Below are 26466 nucleotides of genomic sequence, written 5' to 3' on the forward strand. Positions count from 1 at the left end.
TATGATCGGGGGGAGCGGCGCCTATGCGTCGCTCCCGCGCAAGGTTGAGATATTCGGGCATCGCGGCGCCTCCGCGCTGCGGCCCGAACATACGCTGGCATCCTATGCCAAGGCGATCGTCGACGGGGCCGATTATATCGAACCCGATCTGTGCGTGACGAAGGACGGCGTGCTGGTGGCACGTCACGAGAATAATATCGTGCAGACGACCGATGTCGCGAAGCGCGGTGCGTTTGCGGATCGCAAGACGACCAAGACGGTCGACGGCCAGCAACAGGAAGGCTGGTTCGTCGAGGATTTCACGCTGGCCGAACTGAAGACGCTGCGTGCGATCGAGCGGCTGCCGCAATTGCGCCCGCAAAACGCAAAATATGACGGCCAGTTCGACATTCCGACCTGGCAGGAGATCATCGATTTTGCGGCGGCGGAATCCGCCACGCGCGGGCGCATGGTCGGGCTCGTGCCGGAGCTGAAGCATTCGACCTATTTCGCCGGGATCGGCCTGCCGCTGGAGGATCGTTTCCTCGCCAGCCTGGCGGCGCACGATTATCCCCGGCGCTGCCCGCTGGAAATCCAATCCTTCGAAATCGCCAACCTTCGCTATCTCCGCGCCAAATTGGGGCGGAAGCCCAACATTCGCCTGATGCAGCTGGTCGATCCTGCCAGCGGCAAGCCCGCCGATGTCGTCAAGGCCGGGCGCGGGCCAAGCTATGCGGAGATGGTAGCACCTGCCGGGCTGGTTGACGTTGCCCGCTATGCCGACGTCATCGCACCGCCCACGCGCGCCATCATCCCCCTGAATGCGGACAGCACGCTGGGTGCCCCCACATCGCTGGTCACGGATGCCCACAAAGCCGGCTTGCTCGTGCATATCTGGACATTCCGTCCGGAAAACTACTTCCTGGCGGCCGATTTCCGCGCCGGTACCGACCCTGCATTTCGCAATGAATCCGGGTCGGTGCGGGAGATACAGGCCTATATCCGTACAGGTATAGACGGCTTCTTCAGCGATGACCCGGGTCTGGGCCGACGCGCCCTGAATAGCCTCTGAGCCAGCGCGCGCGCATTCAGCTTGTCTTTGGTCAATCTTCGGTCAATCTGCAGGAATGAATGCACGCACCGCCGCGCTAACGCTTTTTCTGGACCGCATCTCGGCGCGATCCCTGCTGTCGGATGACGAACGCGCGGCGGTGCTGGCGCTGCCCGGGGACGTGGCGGTCATTGACGCCAATCGCGATCTGGTCAGCCTGGGTGAAATTGTCGATCGCACCTGCCTGGTCGGCGACGGCCTGATGGCGCGTTTTGGTGAAACGCGCGACGGCAGTCGCCAGATTTCGGCGCTCTACATTCCGGGCGATATGCCCGATCTCTATTCCTACGTGCTGCCACGTTCCAGCTGGGCGCTGACCGCGCTGACCAAGACCACGGTGGTCCGCGTCCCGCATGCGGCCATCCACGCGCTCGTCGAAAAATCCCCCTCGCTCGGCAAGGCGTTCTGGCGCGATTGCACGCTGGATGGGGCGATCACCGCCGAATGGATCCTCAATATCGGCCGGCGCAACGCCCGCGCGCGCATCGCCCACTTATTCTGCGAAATGGCGGCGCGCTATGAACGGATCGGCATGCTCGACGGCATGAGTTTCGCCTTCCCGATCAACCAGGCGCATCTGGCGGACGCGGTGGGGCTGACCGCGATTCACGTCAATCGCACCCTTGCCGCCTTGCGCAAGGCGGAGATTGTCAGTGTCTCCGGACGCACCGTCAAAGTCATGGATTGGAACGCCCTGCGATCCGCCGCGGATTTCGACTCGCGCTATCTCCAATTGGATGGGATTGCCCCGTCCCTGCTGCCGTAATCGACCGACCCGTCCAGCTAATACAAGTTAACTTCCCAATAAAATCGGGAACTTAGCTGCCGGGCAACCTTTGTCTCCGCGCTACCGGAGACGTTCGTTGAAGCTGGAACTTGATTACGCTTATGCTGCCGGGTCGAATGTCGACGACATTGTCGTCGGCGTCTCCGGCGAAACCGATACATTGTTGGACGTGCTGCTGGCAGTGCCGTCCCACCTGGAACCCGTACCTTGCTGTGCGGCAACGCGCGCCAGCCTGCGCGGCGGTTTCGCCGTGTCGCAGCTGGACGCGATGCGGCAGCATCGCGCGCTTCAGAAGGCGCTGGAGCGATGGAATGTGCGGTGCCGGTTGATCCCGGCAGATCCCGACTTGGCCGATCTCTGCTTCACCCGCGACGCAGCGGTGACCACGCCCTGGGGCTTGCTGGGCCTGAATCCGGCCATGCCGCATCGTGCGCGCGAAGTAGACCATCTGCTGCGGTTCGCGCGTGGGGCGGGCATCCCGATTTTTGATACGGTACGGGACGGCACGGTCGAGGGCGGCGATATCTGCATCGCGCGGCCCGGACTCGTCTTCATTGGCTGCTCGGGCGAACGGACCAACGACGACGGCGCGAGCAGCGTTGCGGCGATGTTCGAAGCGGCTGGCTGGGAAGCGGTGATCTATCGCTTCGACCCCCATTTTCTCCATCTCGACACGCAATTCTGCATGGTGCGCCCCAACCTGGCACTGGCCTGCACCGACGTGTTGAGCGATGCCTTTCTGGCAACGCTCGACCGGCTCGATATCGAAACGATCGCGGTCTCCTACAAAGAAGCGATGCAGCTCGGTTGCAACATCCTGTCCGCAGGCCAGGATCGAATCCTGTCGTCGGCGCATAATGGCCGCGTCAACGCCTTGCTGACGGACCGTGGGCTGGACGTGCAGTCGGTCGACATCTCCCAATTCACCCGGTGTGGCGGCGGGATACACTGCCTGACCATGCCGCTGCTGCGGCAGCCGGCAACCCGCTAGAGTCTGATCCATCTAAGCTGAAGCGTATCCGCTGTTGCGAAGGTAGTTTGCGCATTCGTTTGGTGGGAAGGCGTCGAGGAGTGATCCGATCTGGCGCCATGTTGCTTCAACTGAGCGCGGATCGGCTTTGCGCAGCAATGTCTTGAGCTTGGCGAAGACCTGCTCGATGGGGTTGAGGTCGGGCGAGTAGGGCGGCAGGAACAGGAGCCTGGCACCGGCGGAGCGGATGAGCTGGCGGACGGCCTTGCCCTTGTGGCTGCCCAGGTTGTCCATGACGACGATGTCGCCGGGCGAGAGGGTGGGCAGCAAGAACTGCTCGACATACGCCGTGAAGCTCTGGCCGTTGACGGGACCGTCGAGCACGAGCGGTGCGTCGATGCGGTCGTGCCGGAGCGCTGCCAGAAAGGTCAGCGTGCGCCAGTGACCGTGCGGAACCTTGGCAACGAGCGGCAGGCCGCGGGCGCACCAGCCGCGCAGTCGGGTCATGTTGGTCTTGGCCCATGTTTCGTCGATGAAGACGAGCCGCCGCGGATCGATCCGGCCCTGATACTTGCGCCATTGCGCCCGACGCCGGTCGATCGCCGGCCGGTCCTGCTCGCGGGCGATCAGCGTCTTTTTTTGAACGTCACGCCGGCCTCGCGCACGATCCGCCATACCGAACCGTAGCTCGTCACCACGCCGCGCTCGCCCAGTTCCGCAACCAGCGCACGCAGCGTCACGTCCGGCTTGGTCGCCAGCCGCTCCAGCAGCCACGCTCGCTCCGCCGCAAGGGAGCGCGGCTGCCGGCGCCCCAACGGCCGCGCCGCGGCACTGCCAGTCGCCCGAAGACGCTGTGACCACTTCACCGCGCTCGCCACACTGACGCCGAACAGCTCAGCTGTCGCCCGACACGACCGGCCACCCAACACCGATGCCGCTACCCGCTCACGCAGATCATCTGAATAGGCTCGACCCACATCTGCCGACCTCCCAACGGCCAGCAGCTTGAATCAGACTTATCGCAACTTGTGAATCACAAACCGATTCAGGCCAGCCGACTCAGCCTCTAGACGGGGCAGGCCAGGCCGTCGCCCAACAGCCGCGCGCCGCGGCGAAGACCGCGAAAGCCGGTCGCGAATTGCGCCATCGTCTGGACGACATCGCGCATCTGCGCGGGATCGTCCGCCAGCGACTGCCGCATCGCTTCCCGATGGAACCCGCCATCCGGTCGCATCGACACGGTGATGGCGTGCGGCAGCAAATGGCCCACTTCGTCCGACACGATCCGTACGATCGCGAACGGAAGATCATGCGCGCGCGCGACCTTAGCGGCGACGTGGCTTTCCATATCGACCGCCAACGCGCCGTGCCGCTCCCCCAATGCGCGCTTTTCGGCGACGGTATCGATCATGCGACCGTCGGCGAAGAAGGTCCCGACACGCGCACCGGGCAGGGATGCCGCAATCGCATCGCGCCAGCCGGGATGGCAGCCATGATCGATCGCTCCGGTCAGCCGGTCGCCCACGATCCAGTCCCCGATACGCAGCCCCTCGGCAAGCCCGCCGGTCAGGCCATAGCTGACGATCCCCCGCGCGCCTGCAGCGGCCGCCGCGTCCAGCGCCCGTTCCAGCTGCGCGGGTGCGCCCCCGCCCGCAATGGCGACGATGCCGGGCCCTTCGACGGTGCGGACTTCACGCGTGAATCCGGTCACGACGATGATGGGTTGGACGCTCATCAAACTCTCCCGCTCATCCTGAGTAGGGATCGAGTAGCTGCCGGAGGCAGCGTATCGAGAGCCCGTATCGAAGGACCATTAAGCAAGGATGCTTCGATACGGGCCCTCGATACGGCCCTGCAGGCCTACTCGGTCCCTACTCAGCATGAGCGGGTTAGGTAAATGAGCTTTCATTATGCCTTCAAACAGGCGATCAGCCCGGTCACCACCGCCTTGGTCTCGGCGACATCGCGCACGCGCACCGTATCCAGCCCCAGCGTCTTGGCGGGATAATCGTTGCCGCCCGGGAAGATCGCATCGCCCAGGAACAGGATGTCGTCCAGCGCCACGCCGACCGTGTCGCTCAGATGTTTCAGGCCATAGGCCTTGTCGACGCCCTTGCGGGTGATGTCGATCGAGGTCGATCCGCCCATGTTGATCGACAGATCGGGCAGCATGCCCTGCAGGATCGCCTGCAGTTTCTTGCGCTTCTCGTGATCGGGATCCCATTTGTCCTTGGCCTCGAGCGGCGCCTGCTGGCCGAGCGCCGAGAAGGTGATCTGGCTGCCGCGATCCTCGATCTGCTCGCCCCACACCTGCTCATGCGCATAGCCCGCCTGCTCGACCGCGGCCTTCAGCGAATCGCGAATCTTCTGGCTCTCGTCGTCGCTGAACAGCTCGGCGTAGATCTGCGTCCAGGCGCTGTCCTGGTACCGGTACAGCTTGGTCCCTGTGGTCGGCTGGACGATGAAATTAGCCAGGTTGGCATGGCCGGGCATCCGGCTGATCACCTGCTTCTCGAATTGCGGCCAGTCGCCGCCGGAGATGATGTCCACCATCGCGACGTTGGTGAGCTGACCGAGCAGGTCCGCCATCTCGTCATCCAGCGGTTGCTTGCTGAGCGCCAGCGTGCCGTCCAGATCGAATGCAATCAGCGTCTTCATATCATCCCTTCAGCATCGGCAGCAGGATCGTTTCGATCGCATGCGCGACGCCATCATCATTGTTGCTGGTGGAAAGATAGCCGGCCTTGGCTTTGACCGCGTCCGGCGCCTGGCCCATCGCGATGGCGATGCCGGCCCGTTCGAACATCGGCACGTCGTTGAACTGATCGCCCAGCACCGCGACCTCGGCCAGGTCGACGCCGGCGGTGCGGGCCAGTGTCGCGACGCCCTCACCTTTGTTGGCGACCGGACTGGTCAGATCGAGATAATAGGTCTGGCTCTGGCCGACCGTGGCGGTGCTACCGATCACGGCGTCCATCTGCGCATGCAGATCCTTGAGCAGCGCGGGATCGTCGCTGACCCAGGTGAGCTTGTCGACTTCACCGAACAGCGGCGTCATATCCGTCTCGATCAGCGGCTGCTGCGCCGATGCCAGCACCTCATGCGGAACATGCGGGTTGTTCGGATCGACGATATGCCAACGCCCTTCGGCGAAAATCCATGGCGTGGCGGCGGACTTGCCGGCAATGGCAAAGCTCTTCTCGACCACGTCGCGATCCAGCATGTGGCGCTCCACCACCGATCCGTCGGGCGCGATGATCGTGCCGCCGTTGAAGGCCGCGATCGGCCCGGTCGGTTTCAGCGCCTCGACCAGAAAGGCGATGCCGGACGGTGGCCGTGCGCTGATGATGGTGAAGGGCACACCCGCCGCCTGCAGCTTGGCGACCGCGTCGATCGTCGGCTGGGTCAGCTTCTTGGCGTTGTTGACGAGCGTGCCGTCAACGTCGGAGATAACGAAACGCAGGCTCATCCGCCGATCTCGTGCCACTGGCGTCCGTCGCGCTCGAGCAGTTCGGCCGCGCCTGCCGGGCCGTCCGAGCCACGCTTATAGCGCTCGACCTTGCCTTTGCCCTTGGCCCAGGAATCCAGGAACGGTTGGACGGCGGACCAGCCCGCCTCGATTTGATCGGCACGCTGGAACAAGGTCTGATCCCCCATCATCATATCGTAGAGCAAAGTTTCATAGCCGGTACGGCCGCCAATCTTGAACCGGTCCGCATAGTGGAAGTCCAGTGCGACCGGCACGGCCTGCACCTTCGGCCCCGGCTTCTTGACCATGAAGTCGAGCGAAATGCCCTCATCCGGCTGCAGCTGCATCACCAGCCGATTGGGCGGAAGATCGGCAACCTGCGTGTCGCGGAACAAGGCCAGCGGCACCGGCTTGAACGTGACGACCACCTCGGTGTCGCGCGCCTTCAGCGCTTTGCCGGTCCGCAGATAGAAGGGCACGCCCGCCCAGCGCCACGTATCGACGAACAGCTTCACCGCGACATAGGTTTCGACATCGCTCTTGGCGGCGACGTCGGCGGTCTTGCGATAGCCGTCATACTGGCCGCGCACGCTGTCGGCGCGCGCTTCGGCCGGGCTCGGCTCACGCACCGCGACCAGGACCTTGGCCTTTTCGGTACGCACGGAATCGGCGGACAGGTCGTTGGGCGGCTCCATGCCGACCATTGCCAGCAGCTGGAACAGATGGTTGGGCACCATGTCGCGCAGTGCGCCGGTCGCATCATAAAAAGCGCCGCGCGTGCCGACATCGACCGTCTCGGCGGCCGTGATCTGCACGCTGTCGATATAGCGATTGTTCCAGATCGCTTCGATCCAGGGATTGGCGAAGCGTGCGACCATGATGTTCTGGACGGTCTCCTTGCCCAGGAAATGGTCGATCCGATACACTTGCGTCTCGTCCACCTGGGCGAGGATCTGCGCGTTGAGCGCGCGCGCCGAGGGAAGATCGTGCCCGAACGGCTTTTCCACCGCGACGCGGCGGAAGCGGCCATCCGTCTCCTCCATCAAGCCGGCCTTGCTCAGGCTCTCGATGATCGGGCCGAAGAATTGCGCCGGGGTGGCCAGATAAAAGGCGACATTGCCGTCGCCCAGCCGCGCCTTCAGATCCTCAAACACCTGCGGCTGCGTGAAATCGCCCTGCAGATAGGATATGCGGCTGCGCAGCTTGTGCCAGCAATCGCCCTGCGGCGCGAATTCGTCGAGGCCGGCCCGCAAATCCTCGTCGCCGCCGTCGCGCGAACCGATGCCGAGAATATTCAGGCTCTCGCCGATCAACCCGTCGCTGCACAAATTGGCAATGGCCGGCACCAACAGCCGCCGCGCGAGATCGCCCGTCGCGCCGAAAATGACGAGGGTGGCCGGCGGAGCAGGCTTCAGCTTTGCCGCCATCTTAGCCCCTCCCCTTCAGGGGAGGGGTTGGGGTGGGGCCTCTATTCTGGGCCTGGCGCCTGTGGGTAGGCCCCACCCCCAGCCCCTCCCCTGAAGGGGAGGGGAGCAGTGGCAAAACCCTCACTGCGGTATCTCGACATGCCCACCGAAGCCGAAGCGCATCGCCGATAGAACCTGATCGCCGAACGTATGCTCCACCCGGCTGCGGTAGCGCGCGAACAAAGCGGTGGTCAGCACATTGGCCGGCACCGCTTCTTCCATGGCCGCCTGTACCGTCCAATGGCCTTCGCCGGAATCGGCGACCCGGCCGGAGAAATTCTCCAGCTCCGGATCCTTGGCCAGCGCGATCGCCGTCAGGTCCAGCAGCCAGGACGAAATGACCGAACCGCGACGCCATACCTCGGCAATGTCCTTGAGGTTGAGGTCGAACCGCTCGTCCTCCGGCAGCTTGTCCGACTTCTTGCCCTTTAGGATGTCGAAGCCTTCCGCATAGGCCTGCATCAGGCCATATTCGATGCCGTTGTGGATCATCTTCACGAAATGGCCCGCACCGGCGGGCCCCGCGTGGATATAGCCCTTCTCGGCGCGCTGATCCTCCTGCGTCAGGCCGGGCGTGCGGGGGATCGTGCCAAGGCCCGGTGCCAGCGCGTCGAAGATCGGATCCAGGTGGTCGATCACCGGGCCCTGTCCGCCGATCATCATGCAATAGCCGCGCTCCAGCCCCCACACGCCGCCCGACGTGCCGACATCGACATATTCGATGCCTTTTTCGCGCAGGCTTTTCGCGCGGCGAATGTCGTCCTTGTAGAAGGTGTTGCCGCCATCGATGATGATGTCGCCGCTTGCGCAATGGCCGGCCAGCGCCGCGATCGTCTGCTCGGTCGGATCGCCGGCGGGCAGCATGACCCAGAAGATCGCCGGCGTTTCGAGCTTGCCGCGCAGATCGTCGAGCCCGGACGCGCCAATCGCGCCTTCCGCGACGAGCGCATCGATGGCCGGCTGGTTCCGATCGAACACGACCGCCTCATGGCCCGCCTTCAGCAGGCGCCGGACAATACCTGCGCCCATTCGGCCGAGGCCGATCATTGCGATCCGCATTACTTCAAACTCCCGATCTGCGGTGCTTCTACACCGTCATCCCAGACTTGTTCCGAAGTCCCCGAAGGCGCGCGCCGGACCGACCGGAATCTGCGCCATCGTGGATACCGAACTAAGCCTGGGCTGACGGCAAGCCCCTCACTTCAAAGCTTCATTCACCAAGGCTTCGAGCTTGCCGAGGTCGCCGGTCTTCAGATGGACCCGCAACACACGCTGCCCACGCTCCGCCAACACGTCGAGATCGCCCCGTGCCTGCGCGATCTGGACATTGCCAAAGCTCGCCTTGCGGCCCGGGATCGACAGATCCGGATCGGGCTGGCGCGTGATCTCCAGGAACACGCCGCTCTTGGGTCCGCCCTTATAGGCCTGGCCGGTGGAATGGAGGAAACGCGGGCCGAAGCCGGCAACGGTCGCGACCCCGCGCGCTTCGACCACCGCCTCGCGCATGCGGGCGATCGCCGCCTCATGCTCGTCATTGCGCTCGATATAAGCGAGGAAGCCGACATAATCGCCGGGGTTTGCGCTCGCGAGATGCGTGCGCAAAATCTCGACCGGATCGCTCGGCGCGAACGCATGCTCGCCCGGCGCGAAGAAGGCGAGATCCGCATCCTCATGGAATGCGGTTTCCGGCGCCAGGCTGCCCGATTTCTCATAGGCATCGACCAGTTCGCGCGTCTTGATCTTGGCATCTTCCACGTCGGGCTGATCGAACGGATCGATCCCGATGACCGCACCCGCAATCGCGGTCGCAATTTCCCAACGGAAGAATTCCTGACCGATCAGCTGCTTGTCCGACAGGCCGATCTTCACCACCGGCTGGCCGGCCGCAATCAGCGCATCGACATGCGCGTCCAGCTCTGCATCCTCGTCGCCCTTCAGCGACAGGACGGCGAAGATCCGGTCCGTCCCATAATCTTCCGCCGGGCTCAGCGGCTCCAGATCGACCGGAACGATGCCCTTGCCATGCTTGCCCGTCGATTCGGCCAGCAGCTGCTCCAGCCACGCACCAACCGGCTCCAGCTCGGGCGAGGTCAGGATGGTCAGCTTGTCGCGGCCCGCGACCGACGCCTCGCCGATGATCGCACCGAGATGCACGCCGGGGTTCACCGCCGGGGGCGCATCCGGCCCGCAGGCCTGCACCATCGGCGCCGCCTTGGCGAAGAAATCGTCGACATCGATCCCCATCAAAGCCGCCGGCACCATGCCAAATACCGACAGGACCGAATAGCGCCCACCGATCGCCGGATCGCCGAGGAAGATGGCCAAATAGCCATGCTCCTTGGCGAGCTTCTCCAGCTTGGAGCCTGGGTCGGTGACCGCGATGAAGCGACTGCCATCCTGCCCCGCCAGCTCCCAGAAATAGGCGCGCAGCAGTTCCGGCTCCATCGTCGAGCCTGATTTGGACGCCACCAGGAACAGCGCTTCCTTGGGGTCGATCTTGCCGGCGACCGTGCTGATCTGGCCCGGATCGGTCGAATCCAGCGCGTGGACGGTCGGCGAACCCGGCGCCGCGCCGATCATCTCGGCGAGCACTTCCGGCCCGAGGCTGGAGCCGCCCATGCCGAGCAGCACCACATCCTTATGGCCCCTGGCCTTCTCACCGATGGCCTTGAGCGCCGCATGATCGACCTGCTTGCCCTGGCCGGCCGCGAGCCAGCCGAGCCATTTGGCTTCGTCCCCGCCCGTCCAGACGGAGGCGTCATGCTGCCACAGCCGGCGTGCCCAGGCGTCTGCGCGCGCCGTTTCCAGCCGCGCCTCGACCGTTTTGGCGAGCCCGTCGGGCAGATGTGCCTCGATCGTGTCGAGCTTGTCGCCGGCCAGCGCCGCCCGCTTGGCGGCAATCGCCCCGAGCAGCGCGTCCGCCGCGTCGGCGAACAATTTCACGCCGTCATGCACCAACGTCTCGGTCACGCCCGCCAGGTCGAGACCCAGCCGGTCGGCTTCCGCCAGCACATGCTTCGCCGCATCCACATCCGCGTCGAGCGTGCGCGCCAGCGTGCCATGGTCGCGGAACGCATCCATCGTCTTGGGCGGCAGCGTGTTGACCGTTTCCGGCCCGATCAGGCTGTCGACATACAGCGTGTCGGGATAGGCCGGGTCCTTGACGCCGGTCGAGGCCCACAACAGCCGCTGCCGCTGCGCCCCCTTGGCTTCCAGCGCCTTCCAGCGATCGGAGGCGACGAAATCCTGATACCATTGATACGCCATCTTGGCGTTGGCGATCGCGACCTTGCCGCGCACCGCCTTCAGCGCGTCGGATTCGGCATCGTTGGCGGCCAGGCGCGTGTCGATCTTCTTGTCGATCTGCGCATCGATGCGGCTGACGAAGAAGCTGGCGACGCTCGCAATCTTGTCGATCGGCTCACCCTTCTTCACCCGCGCTTCCAAGCCCGCCGTATAGGCTTCGGCCACCGCAATGTAGCTATCGAGGCTGAACAGCAACGTGACGTTGATGTTGAGCCCGTCCTCGATCAGCTGGCGGACGGCGGGGGCCCCCTCTTTGGTGCCCGGCACCTTGACCATCAGATTGGGCTTATCGACCTGGCCCCACAGGCGACGCGCCTCCTCGATCGTCGGCTCGGTGCCGTTGGCGAGGTAGGGCGACACTTCTAGGCTGACATAGCCGTCCTGCCCGCCGGTGCGGTCATAGACCGGGCGCAACGTATCCGCCGCCGCCTTAATGTCGCTGATTGCCAGCGCTTCATAGGTGTCGGTGATCGATGCGCCCGCATGCGCCTGCACGAACTGGCCGAATTCCTCGTCATAGGCCTCGCCATGGCCCATCGCCTTCTCGAAGATGGACGGGTTGGACGTGACGCCGGTGACGCCATCCTCCTCGACCAGCTTTTTGAGGCCGCCTTCCGTCAGGAAGGTGCGATCGACGAAATCGAGCCACGGCGCCTGGCCGCTGTCGCGAAGCTGTTCGAGCAGGCTGGTCATATCAGTTCTTCCCAAGCAATTCGTTGGCCACCTTGACGATATGATCGGCGGTGAAGCCGAACTTATCCTGCAGCTTGGCGAGCGGCGCCGATGCACCGAAGGTCGACATGGTGATGGTTCGGCCGGTGCGCCCGACATAGCGATCCCAACCCACCTCGCTGCCCATCTCGACCGCGATCCGCGCATCGATATGGGGCGGCAGGACGCTGTCCTTATACGCCTGGTCCTGCTTCTCGAAGAGGTGCCAGCTCGGCATCGAGACGACCTGCGAGCGCACGCCTGCTTCGATCAACTTCTCATGCGCGGCGACGACCAGGCTGACTTCGGATCCTGTGCCGATCAACACGACCTCCGGATCGTCCGCCCCTGCCAACACATACGCACCCTTCATCAGCCCTTCGGCGCTCGCATATTTGGAACGATCGAGCGTCGGCATGGCCTGACGGGAGAAGATCAAGGCCGTCGGCTGGTTGCCCGACAGCAAGGCGGCCTTCCACGCCCAGGCGGTCTCGTTGGCGTCGCCCGGCCGGATCACGTCCAACCCGGGGATCCCGCGCAGGGAAATGAGCTGCTCGATCGGCTGGTGGGTCGGGCCGTCCTCGCCGACGCCGATCGAATCGTGCGTGAAGACGAAGGCGACGCCGATCTCCATGATCGCGGCCAGCCGGATCGGCGGCCGCATATAATCGGAAAAGACCATGAAGGTCGCCGAGTAGGATCGCAGGTGCGACAGCGCCATGCCGTTGACGGCCGAGCCCATGCCATGTTCGCGCACGCCGAAATGCAGGTTGCGCGCGTCATAGCTGTCCGCCTGGAACGAGCCGCCATTGTCGATCAGGGTCTTGGTCGAGGGCGCCAGATCGGCCGATCCGCCGACCAGCCACGGCAGCTTGGGCGCGATCGCGTTCAAAACCTTGCCGCCCGCGTCGCGCGTGGCCATGCCCTTTTCGTCGGCGGGGAAGGTCGGGATGTCCGCGTCCCAGCCGTCCGGCAGTTTGTCCGCGAGCAGCGCACCGAGTTCCTTGCCCAAGTCCGGCTCGGCCGCCTTGTAGCGTTCCAGCATTTCGAACCATTGCTCGCGCAGCGGCTTGCCGCGCCCGGAAATCGCCGCATTGAAGCGCTCGGCGACGCCGTCGGGGACTAGGAATTGCGCATCCTCGGGCCAGCCATAGGCTTTCTTGGTGCCGCGGATATCGTCGGCGGTCATCGCCTCGCCATGCGCCTTGGCCGTGCCTTGGATCGAGCTGCCATAGCCGATGATCGAATGGACGACGATGAAGGTGGGCTTGTCGTCGGTCTTCTTGAACGTCTCGATCGCGGCGGCGACCGCGGCGGTGTCGTTGGCGTCGTTCACATGGATGACGTTCCAGCCATAGGCTTCGAAGCGTTTGCCGACATCCTCGTCGAAGGCGAGATCGGTGCCGCCCTCGATCGACACATGGTTCGAATCGTAGATCCAGCAAAGATTGCTGAGCTTGAGGTGCCCTGCGAGGCTGGCGCCTTCGCTGGCGACACCTTCCATCATGTCGCCGTCGCCGCACAGCACGTAGATGTCATGGTCGAACAGGGCGAAGCCGTCGCGATTATAGCGCGCCGCCAACCAGCGCTCGGAGATCGCCATGCCAACCGAGGTGGCACAGCCCGCACCCAGCGGGCCGGTCGTCGTCTCGACGCCGGTGGTGTGGCGATATTCGGGGTGGCCCGGCGTCTTCGATCCGAGCTGGCGGAAATTCTTGATATCGTCGAGGCTGACGGCTTCGGCCCCGCTCGGCTTGCCGTCCTTGTCGATCTCCCTGATCCCGGCGAGGTGGATCAGCGAATAGAGCAGCATCGACGCATGGCCGACGGAGAGCACGAAACGGTCGCGGTTCGGCCAATCGGGCCGGTCCGGATCGGTGCGCAGGAATTGCGACCACAAAGTGTAGCCAACCGGGGCCAGGCCCATCGGCGTGCCGATATGGCCGGACTTCGCCTTGGCGACCGCGTCCATCGAAAGCGTGCGGATCGTGTCGATCGCTAGCCGGTCGGGCGAACCGTCCTCGTGAAGGTTCGTGGGCGCAGGGCTGGTCGACATGTGATTCCCTTCTATGGTCGTCGGGCAGAGGGCCGTTAGACCCGATATCGCGATAGGTGCAACGCTTGGAGCGGGCGAACTGCCCTTTGGTGTAACGTAGGTTGGCTTTAGTCGGAAAGAAGCCGCTCCTTGACGATTAGTTGCCCCGCATCGGAGATATAGAACGCATCGACCTCATCGATGAACAGGCCATGCCCGATCATGCCCGGTATCGATGACAGCTGTGCGGCGAGCTCAGCGGGCGCGGCGATGGGTCCGAAATGGCAATCGAGCACGAAATTGCCCTGATCGGTGCGATAGGGTTCGTCGCTTTTGGTCCGCAACACGACCCGTGCCCCCAATCGCTCCACCGCCGCGCGGACAAAGGCCAGCGCGAAGGGCAGCGTCTCGCACGGCACCGGCATCGTCCCCAGTTGCGCGACCTGTTTGGAGCCATCGGCGATCACAATCATCCGCGTCGCCGATGCGGCCACGCATTTCTCGCGCAGCATTGCCCCGCCCGCCCCCTTGATGGCGCGAAATTGCGGGTCGATCTCGTCCGTTCCATCGATCGCCAGATCGATCGCGGCGACGTCTGCAAAAGGCAGCACCTCTATGCCAAGCGCCTTGGCCTGGGCCTCACTGCTCAGCGACGTCGCGACCGCCCGAAAGCGCAAGCCTCCGGCAAAGCGCCGTCCAAGCTCGTCGATCAGGAACACCGCCGTCGAACCGGTACCGAGCCCGACCAGCATGCCGTCCTTCACCTCATCGGCGGCGGCAAGGGCGGCGCGGCGTTTGTCATCATCCTGGGACATAGCGGCCAGATGCGCCGTCCTTCCTGGTCAGACAAGTACCCGCCCTGCGCGTGTCGCGCCCCGTCTATAACCAGGACTCGAACTGCAGTCCCCTGAACTGGCGAGGATCCGCGCCGACCTGGAAGGCGGTTTCGATCAAGCCCTGCACCTCACCGATGGTGACGCGGCGGACATGGGATCCGTCATTGTCGACATCTGCGAAATCCATCAGAACGATCCGCAGATGACGCGCATCCTCGACCTCGTCGGGAATGCCGTCCTCGAAATAGAATTGGATCGTCCGGTCCTGCGCGTCGATCAGCCCGAAGAAATTGCCCTCCACGCCGCTCAGATCGGCCTAGAGCCGGCGCGCTTCGGGCAGGTCCACCTCCTTGCCGACAGCCGACGTCACGCCGCTGCCGCACTCGTTCCAGAACGCCTTCATCCGTTGCATCTCACGCTCCGTCATTACGGTACGGTCCTACCGGCCCCAGCGACTCACCCGCCCGAAGCCGATCGCGGCCAGCCAGCCCAGCAGCAGCGACAGCGCAATGGCGGTCAGCCCATAAGGGAGCGGATGATCCTCCGCTGCCGTCGCGACGAAGCGTTCGAACCCCGATTTTCCGATCGCGATTTCGCGCGTCGCCACCGCGACGATGCGGCCTTCGCGAATCAGATAGGTTTCGGCCGTATAATTGCCGATCGGCACGCGCGCCGGGATCGGGATCAGCGCGCGATACAGCACGCCTTCACGCACCGATACGGCCCCGACATGCTCGGCATACAGGCCGCTGCTGCGTTTCAGCTCGACCAAGCCATGTTCGAACCGCGCCTGCTCCTTGGCGCTGGAACCGTTCGCCGGCGACAACAGCAGATTGCCGATCCCGATCTCGTAAATGGCCGCCGTCCGCGGCGAGACCAGCTTGTCCAGCGGGCGCGATGTCGCGACCGCATAGAAGCTCGGCACCGACCGAAAACGCTCGCTCGCATGGTTGACCCAAATGCCCGCGACCTTGGCTTTCTCCCGCACCAGCAGGGGTTCGGACGGGCCTTTGATCACGACGACGACGTCCGTATCCGGGGTCGGCGCCCGCCCGCCCGGATAGAGGATCGCACCGAACAGCAGCAGCTCGGCGCCGGTGAAGCTATAGGCGATGTCGATCCGCGAATCCGAAACATCCGGCACCAGCCGCGGTTCGGCCGCACCGATCAGCAGCGGCAGCGCTGCCAGCAGGCCCAGCAACCGCCTCACAATCCCTGCACCGTGTAGATCGCATCGGGCCGCCAGGTCAGCCCGAACGCCATCCGGATCGCGACCGCCAGCACGAGCAAGGCCAGCATCAGGCGGGCGCGTTCGGGCCGCACCCGCTGCACCAGCCGCGATCCGATCTGCGCGCCCGTCACCGATCCGATCAGCAGCAGCCCCGCCAGCACCAGGTCTACCGCGTGGGTGGTGAGCGCATGGACCAGCGTGGTCGTCGCGGTGACGAACAGGCCCTGGAACAGCGACGTGCCCACCACAACCCGCGTGGAGACGCCGAAAATGTAGATCATGGCCGGCACCAGGATGAAGCCGCCGCCGACGCCCATCAGCACGGTCAGCAACCCCGTCACCAGACCGAGCAGGAACGGTGCCAGCGGCGAAATATAAAGACCCGCACCATAGAATCGCCAGCGCATCGGCAGTGCTGCCACCAGCCGCCGATGCCGCTTTTGCGCCGGCGGCGCGCCGCCCTGCTTCTGCGCCACCACGGTGCGCATCGATTCGCGCGCCATCGTCAGCCCAATCCAGCCGAGCATGGCGACATAGAGGATGCCGATGATCGTATCGATCTGGCCGGTCGTCTGCAGCAGGCGGAAGATGAACCCGCCCATCACCGATCCCACCGCCCCGCCCGCCACCAGCACGCTCCCCATGCGGAAGTCGACGCCCTGCCTCTTGCTATGCGCGATCAGGCCGGAGACGCTGGCGCCGGTGATCTGCGTCGCGGACGATGCCACCGCCACCGCCGGGGGCACGCCATAAAAGATCAGCAACGGGGTCGTCAGGAAGCCCCCGCCCACACCGAACATGCCCGACAGGATCCCGACGGCGCCGCCCAGCAGCACGATCACCAGCGCATTGACCGAAAGACCGGCAATCGGAAGGTACAGGTGCATGGCGACGTTAGACCCGGTCCCGGCCGCCCTTTCAACCATGGCGTTCGCGTCGCCCCGGCGGACGGCGGGGGCGAAGCCCGTGGATGCCAGCCTGCGCTGCATGACAGGTTTGGCGGACAGACGGCCTCCCACATCCACCGTCACCCCAGCGCAGGCTGGGGTCCATGTCGCACACCGCAGGCCATGACGATCAGGATGTATCCGCTCCGGCAGCCTGCCCCGCCATCGGCGGAACGGCGTCGGGCGCAGTCCGTGGATGCCAGCCTGCGCTGGCATGACGGGGCAGACATATGATCGCCGCCAGTCGACGTGCCGGCAAAGTGATAACGGAGCAGCCTACCGGGGCGACGCGGGTCCGATCCCTGTGATAACAGTCCCCCATGCTGTCTTATCTCGATCGCCCCGGCCTGCCCCGCCTCGCTTACGAACTGCGCGCAGGCACCGGCCCGACCATCGTCTTTCTCCCCGGCTACGGCTCCGACATGGCCGGTGCCAAAGCGGTCGCGCTGGATGCCTGGGCGGAGGCGCACGGCCACGCTGTGCTGCGATTCGACTATCGCGGCTGCGGCCAGAGCGAGGGCGTGTTCGGCGATGCCACGCTGGATGATTGGCGCGACGATGCCCTGGATGCGATCGACCAGCTGACGCAGGGCCCGCTGATCCTGGTCGGATCCTCGATGGGCGGCTGGCTGATGCTGTTGAACGCGCTCGAACGATCGGAACGGATCGTCGGTCTGGTCGGCATCGCTGCCGCGCCCGATTTTACCGAATGGGGCTATGACGAAGCGCAGCGGGCAACGCTCGCTAGCGATGGGCTCATCGTCAGCAATCACCCGGATTATGAGACGCCCGAGGTCACCACCCACGCCTTCTGGCAGAGTGGCCAGTCCAATCTCCTGCTCGATGGTGTGATCCCGATCGATTGCCCCGTCCGCCTCCTCCACGGCCTGGACGATAGCGAGGTTCCCCCGTCGATCGCCTTCCGCCTCGGCCGGGCGCTGCGTTCAGCCGATGTGCAGACCATCTTGGTCAAAGGCGCGGGCCACCGCCTGTCGCGTCCAGGTGACCTTGGCCTGCTGCTGACCACCGTCGCCGCCCTGATCGAGAGCTTATGATCTCCCTCGTCTTCCTCGCCGCCGCCCTCATCGAAATACCCGACGATTCGGCGCGAACCGCCGCCTGCCGGACGCTGGTTACACGGGACGCCAAGCTGGCGGTTGAGCAGGCGACCGCGTGGGTGGACCGCGACAAGAGCGTGGCGGCGCGCCAATGCCTCGGCCTCGCTTATGTCGGGATCGAGCGTTGGGCACCCGCGCAAGCCGCGTTCGAGCAGGCTGCGACGGACGCGCAGGCGCAGAATGTCGGGCGTCCCGCCGAATTGTGGAGCCAGGCCGCCAACGCCGCACTCGCCGCGGACCAACCCGCGCGTGCCCGCGAGGATATCGATCGCGCGCTGGCTCTGCCTGCGCTGCCGCCGACGCTGGCGGGCGAAGCCTGGGTGGACCGCGCGCGGGCCGACGTGGCGCTCAACCAATTGCCGCAGGCGCGGATCGATCTCGATCGAGCCTTGGCGCTCGTGCCGCAGGATCCGTTCGCCTGGCTTCTCTCCGCCACGCTGGCCCGGCTTCAAAAGGACCTGCCCAGGGCCGAAAAGGACATTGCGGTCGCGCTGAAATCCGCCGCCGACGATCCCTCCGTTCAGTTTGAGGCGGGCAATATCGCCGCGGCGGCGGGCAAAGCCGATGCCGCGCGCCTCGCCTGGACGCGCGCGGCGCAGCTCGGCCCATCCGATCCCGCCGGTCAGGCCGCATCCGCGAGGCTGGCACAGCCCAAATAATCACCCCCAGCGCGGGCGCGCCATCCGCGCGGTCGGCCAATCGCAGAGGCACTTCATAATATTGTTATGCTGCATTGCGGCAAAGACCGGCGCACGATAACGTCTCGCCAAGCGTGACGAAGGGATTCGTACGATGCGCGGGGCGACACGTAACAGGGCACTGACCTGCATCTTGGGCCGACATAAGCGCGGTTCGGTCGCGCGTGTGGAACGCCGTCTATATTCGGAATGCCATCATTGCGGCATCGATCTCGTCCGCAAGGGCCGCCGCTGGCGCCGCGCGACGGCGAATGACCTGCCGAGCGATTGGAAGGCACAATATCCGCCGCGCCGCGCCTTTCCTTCCACGCTTCTTGCGGCGGCCACATTATTCGCGCTGGCAGGCGCCGTGCTTTTCGTGATGCAGCGGTAACGCACGCGCAGCGCATGCCTGGGCGAGAAGGCTCGCCTCCTGGCCGCCGCAGCGCTATTTGGCAGGCATGACCAAATATCTTCATACCATGATCCGGGTATCGGATCCGGATGCAACAATCCGCTTCTTCGAACTGCTTGGCCTGCGCGAACTGCGGCGGATGGACAATGAAGCGGGCCGCTTCACCCTTATCTTCCTGGCGGCACCGGGCGATGACGCGGCACAGGTCGAACTGACCCACAATTGGGATCAGGCCGGCTATGATGGCGGACGCAATTTCGGCCATCTCGCCTATCGCGTCGACGATATCTACGCGACCTGCCAGCGGCTGATGGAGGCCGGCGTGACGATCAATCGTCCCCCGCGCGACGGCCACATGGCGTTCGTGCGCACCCCCGACAATATTTCGATCGAGCTGCTGCAGGACGGCCATCTGCCGCCGCAGGAGCCATGGGCATCCATGCCCAATACCGGCGTCTGGTGACCCGGAGCTGGCAAGATCGGCGGCTGCTCGATCTGTTCGGCATCCAGACGCCGATCGTGCAGGCGCCGATGGCGGCGGCACAGGATGCGGCGCTGGCCATCGCGGCGATCAAGGGCGGCGCCCTGGGATCGCTTCCCTGCGCGTTGCTGACGCCCGACGCCGTGCGCGCGCAGGTGGCCGAGGTACGCGCGGCGGTTGCGGGGCCGCTCAATCTCAACTTCTTCTGTCACAGCCTCCCCAAACATCATGACGATCGGGCCTGGCGGGCCGCGCTGCAGCCTTATTATGACGAATATGGCGCCGCCGCGCCGCTCGCGCCGCCGCCGCTCCGCCAGCCGTTTGACGAGACGATGTGCGGCGTGGTGGAGGATTTGCGGCCTGACGTCGTCAGCTTCCATTTCGGCCTGCCCCCCGAAGCGCTTCTCGCCCGGGTTCGCGCCGCCGACTGCCGCATCATCGCCAGCGCCAACAGCCCGGCCGAGGCGCGCTGGCTGGCGGAGCGCGGCGTCGACGCGGTGATCGCCCAGGGCTGGGAGGCGGGCGGCCATGCCACCCACTTTCTGCCCGGTGACGCGTCCGCCCGCATGGGCCTGTTTGCGCTGGTGCCGCAGATCGTCGATGCCGTCCCTGTGCCGGTGATCGCTGCCGGCGGCATTGCCGATGCGCGCGGCATTGCCGCGGCGATCATGCTGGGCGCGAGCGGCGTCCAATTGGGCACTGCCTTTCTCGCCACGCCGGACAGCCGGATCAGCCAGCAGCATCGCGATCGCCTCGGCACCGATGCCGGCGAGGCGACCGTCGTCACGAACCTGTTCACGGGCCGGCCCGCGCGCGGTTTGCCGACGCGGCTCACGCGGGAGCTGGGTCCCGTCAATGCGATCGTGCCGCCCTTCCCTTATGGTGGGGACGCGCTGGCGGACTTGCGGGCGCGCAACCCCGCGGATTTCGCGGCAATGTGGGCAGGGCAGGCCGCGGCGATGGTCCGCCCGCAGAGCACCGAAACCCTGATCCGCCAATTGACGGCCGAAACACTGGATCTGCTGACATGATCGAGATCGCGCGCATCCCCGCCTTCCGCGACAATTATATCTGGCTGCTGCATGATCCGGACAGCGGTGAGACGGTCGTGGTCGATCCCGGCGAAGCCGATGCCGTGCTGGCGGAGGCGGATCGGCGCGGCTGGCGGATCGGCCAGATCTGGAACACGCACTGGCATGCCGATCACACCGGCGGCAATGCTGCGATCAAGGCGGCAACCGGATGCCGCATCACCGGCCCGGCGGCCGAGTTCGGCAAGATCCCGACGCTGGACGTGCAGGTAAAGCAGGATGATCGCGTCCGCATGGGCGCGTTCGAGGCGCACGTGCTGGAGATTCCCGCCCATACCGCCGGCCACATCGCCTTCCATCTCCCGCAGGCAGAGCTGGTATTTGTCGGCGATACCCTGTTCGCCATGGGCTGCGGCCGCCTGTTCGAAGGCAGTGCCGAGCAGATGTGGCAGGCCATGCAGCTGCTCGGCGCGCTGCCGCCGCAGACGCGCGTCTATTGCGGGCACGAATATACCCAGTCGAATGGGCGCTATGCGCGTGTCGCCGAGCCCGACAATGTCGCAATCGCAACGCGGATGCGCGACGTGGACGCAGCGCGCGACCGCGGGGAGGCGACGCTGCCGACGACGATCGCGCTGGAGCTGGCGACCAATCCCTTCATGCGCGCCGGCAGCGCGGAGGAACTGGCCCGGCGGCGCGCGGAAAAGGATAGCTTTTCAGGTTGATGCGGATGCCGGCGCGCGCGACCAATCCCGCCTTCGGGCGTTGAACCGGGGAGGAGAAAGATGATGCGCAATCTGGTCCATGCCGTGCTCGCGGCGGCGCTCACCGCCGCGCCTGCGGCGGCCGTGCAACGCGCACCGGACGAACAGCTGGCCAAGCTGCTGGAGGGGCGCGTGGCGGGAAAGCCGGTCAGTTGCATCAATCTGGGCAGGCTCAACAGCAACAGCGTGATCATTCCCAGAACCGCCATCGCCTATCGCCAGGGCGCAAGCTGGTTCGTCAATCGCTTCCATGACGATTGTCAGCAGCTGAATGACGACACGATCGTCGTCACGCGCACATCCTCGGCGCGCTTGTGCCGCGGCGATCTGGCCGATCTGATGCGCCGCCCCGCCAACATCCCCGCCGGCACCTGCATCTTCGACGACTTCGTCCCCTATCGAAAGGCGGGCTGAGCGGCCTACCGGCCGTACAGGGCGTCCAGCCGGGGGCCATACAGGTCCCGCAAGATATGCCGACGCACCTTCAGCGACGGTGTCAGCGCCCCGTTCTCAATCGTGAAGGGTTCATCCGCGACGATGATCCGACGGACGCGCTCGGTCACCGACAGACCTGTATTCACGCGATCGACCGCGCCCATCAACGCCTTGGCGATATCGGTGCCCGCGGGAAGCGAATCGCGCCACTCCTTGTCCGGTACGATCAGGCCGACCAGATGAGGCCTGCGATCGCCGACGACCATCGCCTGGGCGATCTCCGGCTCCAGCGTCAGCATGCCCTCGACGCGTTGAGGCGACACATTGTCCCCCTTGTCGTTGACGATCAGATCCTTCTTGCGATCGGTGATGACAATCCGGCCGGCCTCGTCGAGATGGCCGACATCGCCCGTGTGCAGCCAGCCGTCGACCAGCACGCGCGCGCTTTCGGTGTCGTTGCGCCAATAGCCGTGCATGATGTTTTCGCCGCGGACCAGGATCTCGCCATCGTCGGCGATCCGAACGTCCGTGCCCAGCACGGGCGGCCCCACGCCTTCCATGGAAATGCCCGCGCGCGGCCGGTTGACCGAGATGAGCGGCCCGCATTCGGTCTGGCCATAACCCTGTAGCAAGGTCACTCCCAAAGCGCGGAAGAAACGGCCGACTTCCGGATTCAACGGTGCCCCGCCCGACACGAGCGCCTTGATCCGGCCGCCGAAGCGCTTGCGCACCTTGCGCCGCACGGTTGCCTCCAACAGCAGGTCGAGCGGTTTGTCGGCAATGCCCTTGGTCGGCTTCGCATCCAGCGTGAGCGCCTGCGCCAGCAGCCATTGCGCGGCCCGACCCTGCTTCTCCATCTGTTTGAGGATCCGCCCGCGCAGCAATTCGAACAGGCGCGGGACCACGATCATGATCGTCGGGCCGACCTCCTCCATGTTGGAAGCGAGCTTCTCGATGCTTTCGGCATAATGGATCTGGCCGCCCAGACTGATCGGAAAGTGAAAACCGGCGGTATGCTCATAGGCATGGCTGAGCGGCAGCAGGCTCAGGAAGATCTCCAGCCCGGTCGTGAAATCGCCCAGAATGACGTCGCCCGCGCCCGCGCAATTGTGCAGGATCGCGCCATGATGCTGCCGCACGCCGCGCGGGCTTCCGCCGGTACCGCTGGTATAGATGATGCAGGCGACATCCTCTCGCGTGAAATCCGCCTGCGCTTTTGCTGCAGCAACATCGCCGGGCTGATCGGCGACCAGCCTGTCCCATTGGTGGATCCGGACCGCGCCGATACGTTCGCGCTGCAGCGGCTCGATCGTGATCACCATCTCGCACTGGGACGAGCGCGCGAGGGCGGGCAGCAGATTCTTCGCCAGCGATGCGGTAGAGACGATCGCCGCGCGCGCGCCGCTGTCGTTCAGCACGTGCGCATGATCGCCGATCGTGTTGCTGGTATAGGCCGGGACGGTGATGCAGCCCGCGGCCATGATCGCCAGGTCGGCAATCGCCCATTCGGGGCGGTTTTCCGATACCAGCAGCACGCGATCGCAACGCTTCAGGCCAAGGCCGCGCAGCGCTTCCGCCAGCGCCGCCACCCGCCGGGCGGTTTCCGCCCAGCTTAGCGATTGCCAGGCGTCATCTTCCTTCCAGAACAGGAATGGCGCCTCTCCATGCTGCGCAGCACGCGCGAAGAACATGGCGACGAGATTGGGGAAATGTTCCAGCGCCATGGTCTCTCCTGACCCCTTCTGTACCCGGACTTTCGCCGGGGTCACGCGTCACGATGGCGGCGCGCGCAGTATAGGGGATGCCGCAACTTGGCCGCGATGACGAGAGCTATTCGTGCGGCGCGTTGGGCGCCTGCTCGATCCGGCGGATGGCGGCGTCGACGCCGCGCAGATCCATTACCACGCCTTCGCTGCGCGGATCGGCGCCGCCCGCCCAGCGCCCATCGACCTGCTCGATCGCGTTCGCCTTCAGGCCCAGCGGCGCGGCGCGCAATTGTTCGCCCAGTGCCGCCAGCGCGGGCAGCATCGGCTCCAGCTGCGTGCCCTTCTCCACCACGCCGCCCGGCCCGGGCGTGTAGATCAGACCAAGCCGGATCGCGTCCTGCGCGCTCATCTTCCAGTCGAGCACCGCGATCAGCGTCTTGGCGACCTGCGCGATGATGGTCGATCCGCCCGCCGCGCCGACCGCGATGCGGACCTTGCCGTCCGGCCCGTAGACGATCGTCGGCGACATCGAACTGCGCGGCCGCTTGCCGCCCTGGACCCGGTTGGCGGCGAGATAGCCGTCCTGCTCCGGCACGATATCGAAGTCGGTCAGCTCGTTATTGAGGAAGGTGCCGTCGACGGTCAGGCCGGACCCGAACACGCTTTCGATCGTCGAGGTCACTTCCGCCACATTGCCCTGCGCATCGGCCACCGCGAGATCGGTCGTGCCATGTTCCGGGCCGGGCGACACGCGGACACGCGGCGGTGCGCCGGCGGGTGTGCCGGGCGTGACCGCCGCCATCGTCCGATCGGGGGCGATCAGCGCGGACCGGGCTGCAATATAGGTCGGGTCGAGCAGGCCGGCCTGCGGGATGACGACATGGTCGCCATCCGCCAGCCACGTATCGCGATCCGCATAGGCCAGGCGTTCGCTCTCTGCGAGCAGATGCCAGGCCACCGGCGAATCCTTGCCCAGCCTGGCCAGATCGAACCGCTCCAGCTGTTTCAGGATCAGCAGTACCGTGATGCCGCCGGCCGACGGCGGCCCCATCCCGCACACGCGATAGACCCGATAGGTGCCGCACACCGGCGCCCGCGCCTTCGCCTGATAGGCGGTCAGGTCGGCCGGGGTCATTTTGGACGGGTTGACCGGCGCCTGGTTGACCGTCGCCACCAATTTCGCGCCCTGCGCATCCCGATAGAAAGCATCGGGGCCGCGCGCCGCGATCCGCGCGAACAGCGCCGCCTGATCCGGATTCTTCAGGATGGTGCCGACCGGCTTGGCCGTTCCGTCCGGATTGAAGAACTGCGCCCGGCCCCAATCGGAGATGATCGCGCGCCCATAGGTGTTAAGCGAATTGTACAGCCGCGGCGTGATCGCATGCCCCTCCCGCGCCAGCCGGATCGCGGGCTGGAACAGGTCTTTCCACGGCAGTTTGCCATGCGCGGCATGCGCCAATGCCATCATGCGCAGATTGCCCGGCACGCCGACGCTGCGCCCGCCCGGCACCGCCGCACGATGCCCCAGCGGCACGCCATCCTTGTAGAACCAGTGATCGTCGGCGGCGGCCGGTGCCGCCTCCCGCCCGTCATAGGTGGTCGTGCTGCGATCCTTGGCGCCATAATGCACCATGAAGCCGCCGCCGCCGATGCCGGAGCTTTGCGGCTCGACCACGTTGAGCGCCAGCATCACCGCAATCGCCGCATCGGCCGCGCTGCCGCCCTTGCGCAATATCTCGACGCCCGCCGCCGCCGCGCGGGGATCGGCCGCCGAAACGATGCCGGCGGTGACCGGCGGCGCCTTGGCCAATAGGGGCGAAAAGGGCAGGACGACCGCGCACAGCGCAAGCAAAAGGCGTTGAATCATCCCGCCTTGATAGACCGCGCCCTCCCTCGGGCAAGCGGACAATGTTACAAAGGCAGATGATGGATCACCATCATCGGCGGGCGCGTTCAGGCGAATTCGGCGCCGATCGCGTCCTGCACTGTCGCATGCCCGTCGCGCGCTAGCAGCGTCTTCAGTTCGGTCGCCATCCGTTTCGCCAGCCAGGGCCCCTCATAAACGAGCGCGCTATACACCTGCACCAGGCTTGCCCCGGCGGTGATCCGCGCGAATGCGTCCGCCCCGCTGGCGATGCCGCCCGCCGCAATCAGCGGCAGCGCCCCGCCGGTCGCGCGCCGGAAGTCGCGCAACCGCTCCAGCGCCAGATCCTTCAGCGGCGCGCCGGACAGCCCCCCCGTCTCGCCCGCATGCACGCTCCGCAGCGGCGGACGCGCGATCGTGGTGTTGCTGACGATCAGCGCGTCCAGCCGGTGCGCCATCGCCACGCGCACGATCGCATCCACATCGCTCGCCACCAGATCCGGCGCGACCTTCAGGAAGATCGGCGTGCGATCCGCCCGCGCCGCCATCACCGCGGCCAGCAGCGCATCCAGCGCGCCTTCGTCCTGCAGCGCCCGCAACCCCGGCGTGTTGGGGGAGGAGATGTTGATCGTCAGATAATCCGCGACCGGCGCCATCGTCTGCACGCCCTGCACATAATCCGCGATACGATCGGCCGCATCCTTGTTCGCGCCGACATTGACGCCGACGATGCCCGGCCGCCCGGCGCGCGCCCGCAGCCGCGCCAGCGCCGCCGGCTGGCCGCCATTGTTGAAGCCCATCCGGTTGATCACCGCTTCGTCCTCGACCAGCCGGAACAGGCGCGGCCTGGGATTACCCGCTTGCGGCAGCGGCGTGATCGTACCGACCTCGACGAAGCCGAAGCCCGCGCCCAGGAACGCATCCGGCGCCACCGCATCCTTGTCCAGCCCCGCCGCCAGCCCGATCGGGTTGGGGAAATGCAGCCCGGCCAGCGCCACCGCCAGCGCCGGATCGTGCCGCGCCGGCCGGGCCGACATCGCCCGCATCAGCGTCAGCGCCAGCCCGTGCGCGCGCTCGGCATCGAAGTGGAACAGCAGCGGGCGGACGAGCGAATAGAGCGACATGCC

At 65.7% G+C, this 26466-nt stretch carries 25 protein-coding genes; 10 read left to right on the forward strand and 15 right to left on the reverse strand.

Features of this window, described 5'->3' with window-relative positions; translation table 11 throughout:
• Position 1 precedes the first annotated feature (1 nt).
• From ACSBM8_RS18390 to ACSBM8_RS18400, 3 genes are all read left to right on the forward strand, one after another.
• On the forward strand, positions 2-1051 hold the full coding sequence (locus ACSBM8_RS18390; protein ID WP_442679435.1) for a glycerophosphodiester phosphodiesterase: 1050 nt from the start codon (positions 2-4) through the stop codon (positions 1049-1051).
• A gap of 55 nt (positions 1052-1106) precedes the next feature.
• Positions 1107-1856 (forward strand): Crp/Fnr family transcriptional regulator, encoded by a 750-nt coding sequence (locus ACSBM8_RS18395; protein WP_442679436.1) that lies wholly within the window; start codon positions 1107-1109, stop codon positions 1854-1856.
• A gap of 97 nt (positions 1857-1953) precedes the next feature.
• The gene (locus ACSBM8_RS18400) at positions 1954-2868 is read left to right on the forward strand and encodes a dimethylarginine dimethylaminohydrolase family protein (RefSeq protein ID WP_442679437.1); all 915 of its coding nucleotides are present in this window, start codon (positions 1954-1956) and stop codon (positions 2866-2868) included.
• Between the two features lie 12 nt (positions 2869-2880).
• On the opposite strand, the gene ACSBM8_RS18405 is transcribed toward ACSBM8_RS18400, so the two are convergent.
• The 12 genes from ACSBM8_RS18405 to ACSBM8_RS18460 form a co-directional block, all read right to left on the reverse strand.
• Positions 2881-3824 (reverse strand): IS630 family transposase gene (locus ACSBM8_RS18405; RefSeq protein ID WP_442679301.1). Its coding sequence is split into 2 segments (ribosomal slippage): positions 2881-3488 and positions 3488-3824, totalling 945 coding nucleotides; the frame shifts between segments, so codons are not numbered across the junction.
• Positions 3825-3913: 89 nt separating this feature from the next.
• Positions 3914-4582 (reverse strand): phosphorylase family protein, encoded by a 669-nt coding sequence (locus tag ACSBM8_RS18410; RefSeq protein WP_442679438.1) that lies wholly within the window; start codon positions 4580-4582, stop codon positions 3914-3916.
• Positions 4583-4755: 173 nt separating this feature from the next.
• Positions 4756-5505: an HAD-IIB family hydrolase gene (locus tag ACSBM8_RS18415; protein WP_442679439.1), complete on the reverse strand. Its 750-nt coding sequence runs from the start codon at positions 5503-5505 to the stop codon at positions 4756-4758.
• A 1-nt stretch (position 5506) separates the two neighbouring features.
• On the reverse strand, positions 5507-6316 hold the full coding sequence (locus ACSBM8_RS18420; RefSeq protein WP_442679440.1) for a Cof-type HAD-IIB family hydrolase: 810 nt from the start codon (positions 6314-6316) through the stop codon (positions 5507-5509).
• Entirely contained in the window at positions 6313-7743 is a 1431-nt protein-coding gene (gene zwf, locus ACSBM8_RS18425; protein WP_442679441.1) for a glucose-6-phosphate dehydrogenase, read from the reverse strand. Before zwf ends, ACSBM8_RS18420 begins: the two co-directional genes overlap by 4 nt.
• A gap of 120 nt (positions 7744-7863) precedes the next feature.
• Positions 7864-8841 carry a phosphogluconate dehydrogenase (NAD(+)-dependent, decarboxylating) gene (gene gnd / locus ACSBM8_RS18430; protein WP_442679442.1) on the reverse strand — a complete coding sequence of 326 codons (978 nt, stop codon included), beginning with the start codon at positions 8839-8841 and terminating at the stop codon, positions 7864-7866.
• Between the two features lie 138 nt (positions 8842-8979).
• A complete protein-coding gene (locus ACSBM8_RS18435; protein ID WP_442679443.1) occupies positions 8980-11781 on the reverse strand; it encodes a bifunctional transaldolase/phosoglucose isomerase in 2802 nt (933 codons plus the stop codon).
• Between the two features lies 1 nt (position 11782).
• Positions 11783-13855 carry a transketolase gene (gene tkt / locus ACSBM8_RS18440; RefSeq protein WP_442679444.1) on the reverse strand — a complete coding sequence of 691 codons (2073 nt, stop codon included), beginning with the start codon at positions 13853-13855 and terminating at the stop codon, positions 11783-11785.
• A 107-nt stretch (positions 13856-13962) separates the two neighbouring features.
• Positions 13963-14649 (reverse strand): ribose-5-phosphate isomerase RpiA, encoded by a 687-nt coding sequence (gene rpiA, locus ACSBM8_RS18445; protein WP_442679445.1) that lies wholly within the window; start codon positions 14647-14649, stop codon positions 13963-13965.
• A gap of 64 nt (positions 14650-14713) precedes the next feature.
• Positions 14714-14971 (reverse strand): hypothetical protein, encoded by a 258-nt coding sequence (locus ACSBM8_RS18450; RefSeq protein WP_442679446.1) that lies wholly within the window; start codon positions 14969-14971, stop codon positions 14714-14716.
• A gap of 138 nt (positions 14972-15109) precedes the next feature.
• Entirely contained in the window at positions 15110-15880 is a 771-nt protein-coding gene (locus ACSBM8_RS18455; RefSeq protein ID WP_442679447.1) for a TIGR02186 family protein, read from the reverse strand.
• Complete coding sequence (locus ACSBM8_RS18460) at positions 15877-16788, reverse strand: sulfite exporter TauE/SafE family protein (RefSeq protein ID WP_442681641.1); 912 nt, start codon at positions 16786-16788, stop codon at positions 15877-15879. Before ACSBM8_RS18460 ends, ACSBM8_RS18455 begins: the two co-directional genes overlap by 4 nt.
• A gap of 380 nt (positions 16789-17168) precedes the next feature.
• Between ACSBM8_RS18460 and ACSBM8_RS18465 the strand changes: the two genes are divergently transcribed.
• The 7 genes from ACSBM8_RS18465 to ACSBM8_RS18495 all read left to right on the forward strand — a co-directional run bounded on the left by ACSBM8_RS18465 (position 17169) and on the right by ACSBM8_RS18495 (position 21748).
• On the forward strand, positions 17169-17903 hold the full coding sequence (locus ACSBM8_RS18465) for an alpha/beta fold hydrolase (protein ID WP_442679448.1): 735 nt from the start codon (positions 17169-17171) through the stop codon (positions 17901-17903).
• The gene (locus tag ACSBM8_RS18470) at positions 17900-18625 is read left to right on the forward strand and encodes a tetratricopeptide repeat protein (RefSeq protein ID WP_442679449.1); all 726 of its coding nucleotides are present in this window, start codon (positions 17900-17902) and stop codon (positions 18623-18625) included. Before ACSBM8_RS18465 ends, ACSBM8_RS18470 begins: the two co-directional genes overlap by 4 nt.
• Before the next feature lie 133 nt (positions 18626-18758).
• Entirely contained in the window at positions 18759-19037 is a 279-nt protein-coding gene (locus ACSBM8_RS18475; protein ID WP_442679450.1) for a hypothetical protein, read from the forward strand.
• Positions 19038-19104: 67 nt separating this feature from the next.
• Positions 19105-19521, forward strand: a complete 417-nt coding sequence (locus ACSBM8_RS18480; protein ID WP_442679451.1) for a VOC family protein — start codon at positions 19105-19107, stop codon at positions 19519-19521.
• Positions 19488-20570 (forward strand): NAD(P)H-dependent flavin oxidoreductase, encoded by a 1083-nt coding sequence (locus ACSBM8_RS18485; RefSeq protein ID WP_442679452.1) that lies wholly within the window; start codon positions 19488-19490, stop codon positions 20568-20570. Before ACSBM8_RS18480 ends, ACSBM8_RS18485 begins: the two co-directional genes overlap by 34 nt.
• Positions 20567-21295, forward strand: a complete 729-nt coding sequence (gene gloB / locus ACSBM8_RS18490) for a hydroxyacylglutathione hydrolase (RefSeq protein ID WP_442679453.1) — start codon at positions 20567-20569, stop codon at positions 21293-21295. Before ACSBM8_RS18485 ends, gloB begins: the two co-directional genes overlap by 4 nt.
• A gap of 60 nt (positions 21296-21355) precedes the next feature.
• A complete protein-coding gene (locus ACSBM8_RS18495; protein WP_442679454.1) occupies positions 21356-21748 on the forward strand; it encodes a hypothetical protein in 393 nt (130 codons plus the stop codon).
• Positions 21749-21753: 5 nt separating this feature from the next.
• On the opposite strand, the gene ACSBM8_RS18500 is transcribed toward ACSBM8_RS18495, so the two are convergent.
• From ACSBM8_RS18500 to ACSBM8_RS18510, 3 genes are all read right to left on the reverse strand, one after another.
• On the reverse strand, positions 21754-23493 hold the full coding sequence (locus ACSBM8_RS18500; RefSeq protein ID WP_442679455.1) for an AMP-dependent synthetase/ligase: 1740 nt from the start codon (positions 23491-23493) through the stop codon (positions 21754-21756).
• Positions 23494-23599: 106 nt separating this feature from the next.
• Positions 23600-25342 carry a gamma-glutamyltransferase gene (gene ggt, locus ACSBM8_RS18505; RefSeq protein WP_442679456.1) on the reverse strand — a complete coding sequence of 581 codons (1743 nt, stop codon included), beginning with the start codon at positions 25340-25342 and terminating at the stop codon, positions 23600-23602.
• Positions 25343-25428: 86 nt separating this feature from the next.
• On the reverse strand, positions 25429-26463 hold the full coding sequence (locus ACSBM8_RS18510) for a quinone-dependent dihydroorotate dehydrogenase (protein WP_442679457.1): 1035 nt from the start codon (positions 26461-26463) through the stop codon (positions 25429-25431).
• Positions 26464-26466: the final 3 nt, after the last annotated feature.

The organism is Sphingomonas sp. ASY06-1R (genome assembly GCF_052180265.1).
Lineage (GTDB): Bacteria > Pseudomonadota > Alphaproteobacteria > Sphingomonadales > Sphingomonadaceae > Sphingomonas_I.

Bases quoted from the DNA above. Each gene is read 5' to 3' on its own strand.
- ACSBM8_RS18390 (WP_442679435.1), top strand. From the start codon at position 2: ATGATCGGGGGGAGCGGCGCCTATGCGTCGCTCCCGCGCAAGGTTGAG.
- ACSBM8_RS18395 (WP_442679436.1), top strand. From the start codon at position 1,107: ATGAATGCACGCACCGCCGCGCTAACGCTTTTTCTGGACCGCATCTCG.
- ACSBM8_RS18410 (WP_442679438.1), bottom strand. From the start codon at position 4,582: ATGAGCGTCCAACCCATCATCGTCGTGACCGGATTCACGCGTGAAGTC.
- ACSBM8_RS18415 (WP_442679439.1), bottom strand. From the start codon at position 5,505: ATGAAGACGCTGATTGCATTCGATCTGGACGGCACGCTGGCGCTCAGC.
- ACSBM8_RS18420 (WP_442679440.1), bottom strand. From the start codon at position 6,316: ATGAGCCTGCGTTTCGTTATCTCCGACGTTGACGGCACGCTCGTCAAC.
- zwf (WP_442679441.1), bottom strand. From the start codon at position 7,743: ATGGCGGCAAAGCTGAAGCCTGCTCCGCCGGCCACCCTCGTCATTTTC.
- gnd (WP_442679442.1), bottom strand. From the start codon at position 8,841: ATGCGGATCGCAATGATCGGCCTCGGCCGAATGGGCGCAGGTATTGTC.
- ACSBM8_RS18435 (WP_442679443.1), bottom strand. From the start codon at position 11,781: ATGACCAGCCTGCTCGAACAGCTTCGCGACAGCGGCCAGGCGCCGTGG.
- tkt (WP_442679444.1), bottom strand. From the start codon at position 13,855: ATGTCGACCAGCCCTGCGCCCACGAACCTTCACGAGGACGGTTCGCCC.
- rpiA (WP_442679445.1), bottom strand. From the start codon at position 14,649: ATGTCCCAGGATGATGACAAACGCCGCGCCGCCCTTGCCGCCGCCGAT.
- ACSBM8_RS18460 (WP_442681641.1), bottom strand. From the start codon at position 16,788: ATGCACCTGTACCTTCCGATTGCCGGTCTTTCGGTCAATGCGCTGGTG.
- ACSBM8_RS18465 (WP_442679448.1), top strand. From the start codon at position 17,169: ATGCTGTCTTATCTCGATCGCCCCGGCCTGCCCCGCCTCGCTTACGAA.
- ACSBM8_RS18470 (WP_442679449.1), top strand. From the start codon at position 17,900: ATGATCTCCCTCGTCTTCCTCGCCGCCGCCCTCATCGAAATACCCGAC.
- ACSBM8_RS18475 (WP_442679450.1), top strand. From the start codon at position 18,759: ATGCGCGGGGCGACACGTAACAGGGCACTGACCTGCATCTTGGGCCGA.
- ACSBM8_RS18480 (WP_442679451.1), top strand. From the start codon at position 19,105: ATGACCAAATATCTTCATACCATGATCCGGGTATCGGATCCGGATGCA.
- ACSBM8_RS18485 (WP_442679452.1), top strand. From the start codon at position 19,488: ATGGGCATCCATGCCCAATACCGGCGTCTGGTGACCCGGAGCTGGCAA.
- gloB (WP_442679453.1), top strand. From the start codon at position 20,567: ATGATCGAGATCGCGCGCATCCCCGCCTTCCGCGACAATTATATCTGG.
- ACSBM8_RS18495 (WP_442679454.1), top strand. From the start codon at position 21,356: ATGATGCGCAATCTGGTCCATGCCGTGCTCGCGGCGGCGCTCACCGCC.
- ACSBM8_RS18500 (WP_442679455.1), bottom strand. From the start codon at position 23,493: ATGGCGCTGGAACATTTCCCCAATCTCGTCGCCATGTTCTTCGCGCGT.
- ggt (WP_442679456.1), bottom strand. From the start codon at position 25,342: ATGATTCAACGCCTTTTGCTTGCGCTGTGCGCGGTCGTCCTGCCCTTT.
- ACSBM8_RS18510 (WP_442679457.1), bottom strand. From the start codon at position 26,463: ATGTCGCTCTATTCGCTCGTCCGCCCGCTGCTGTTCCACTTCGATGCC.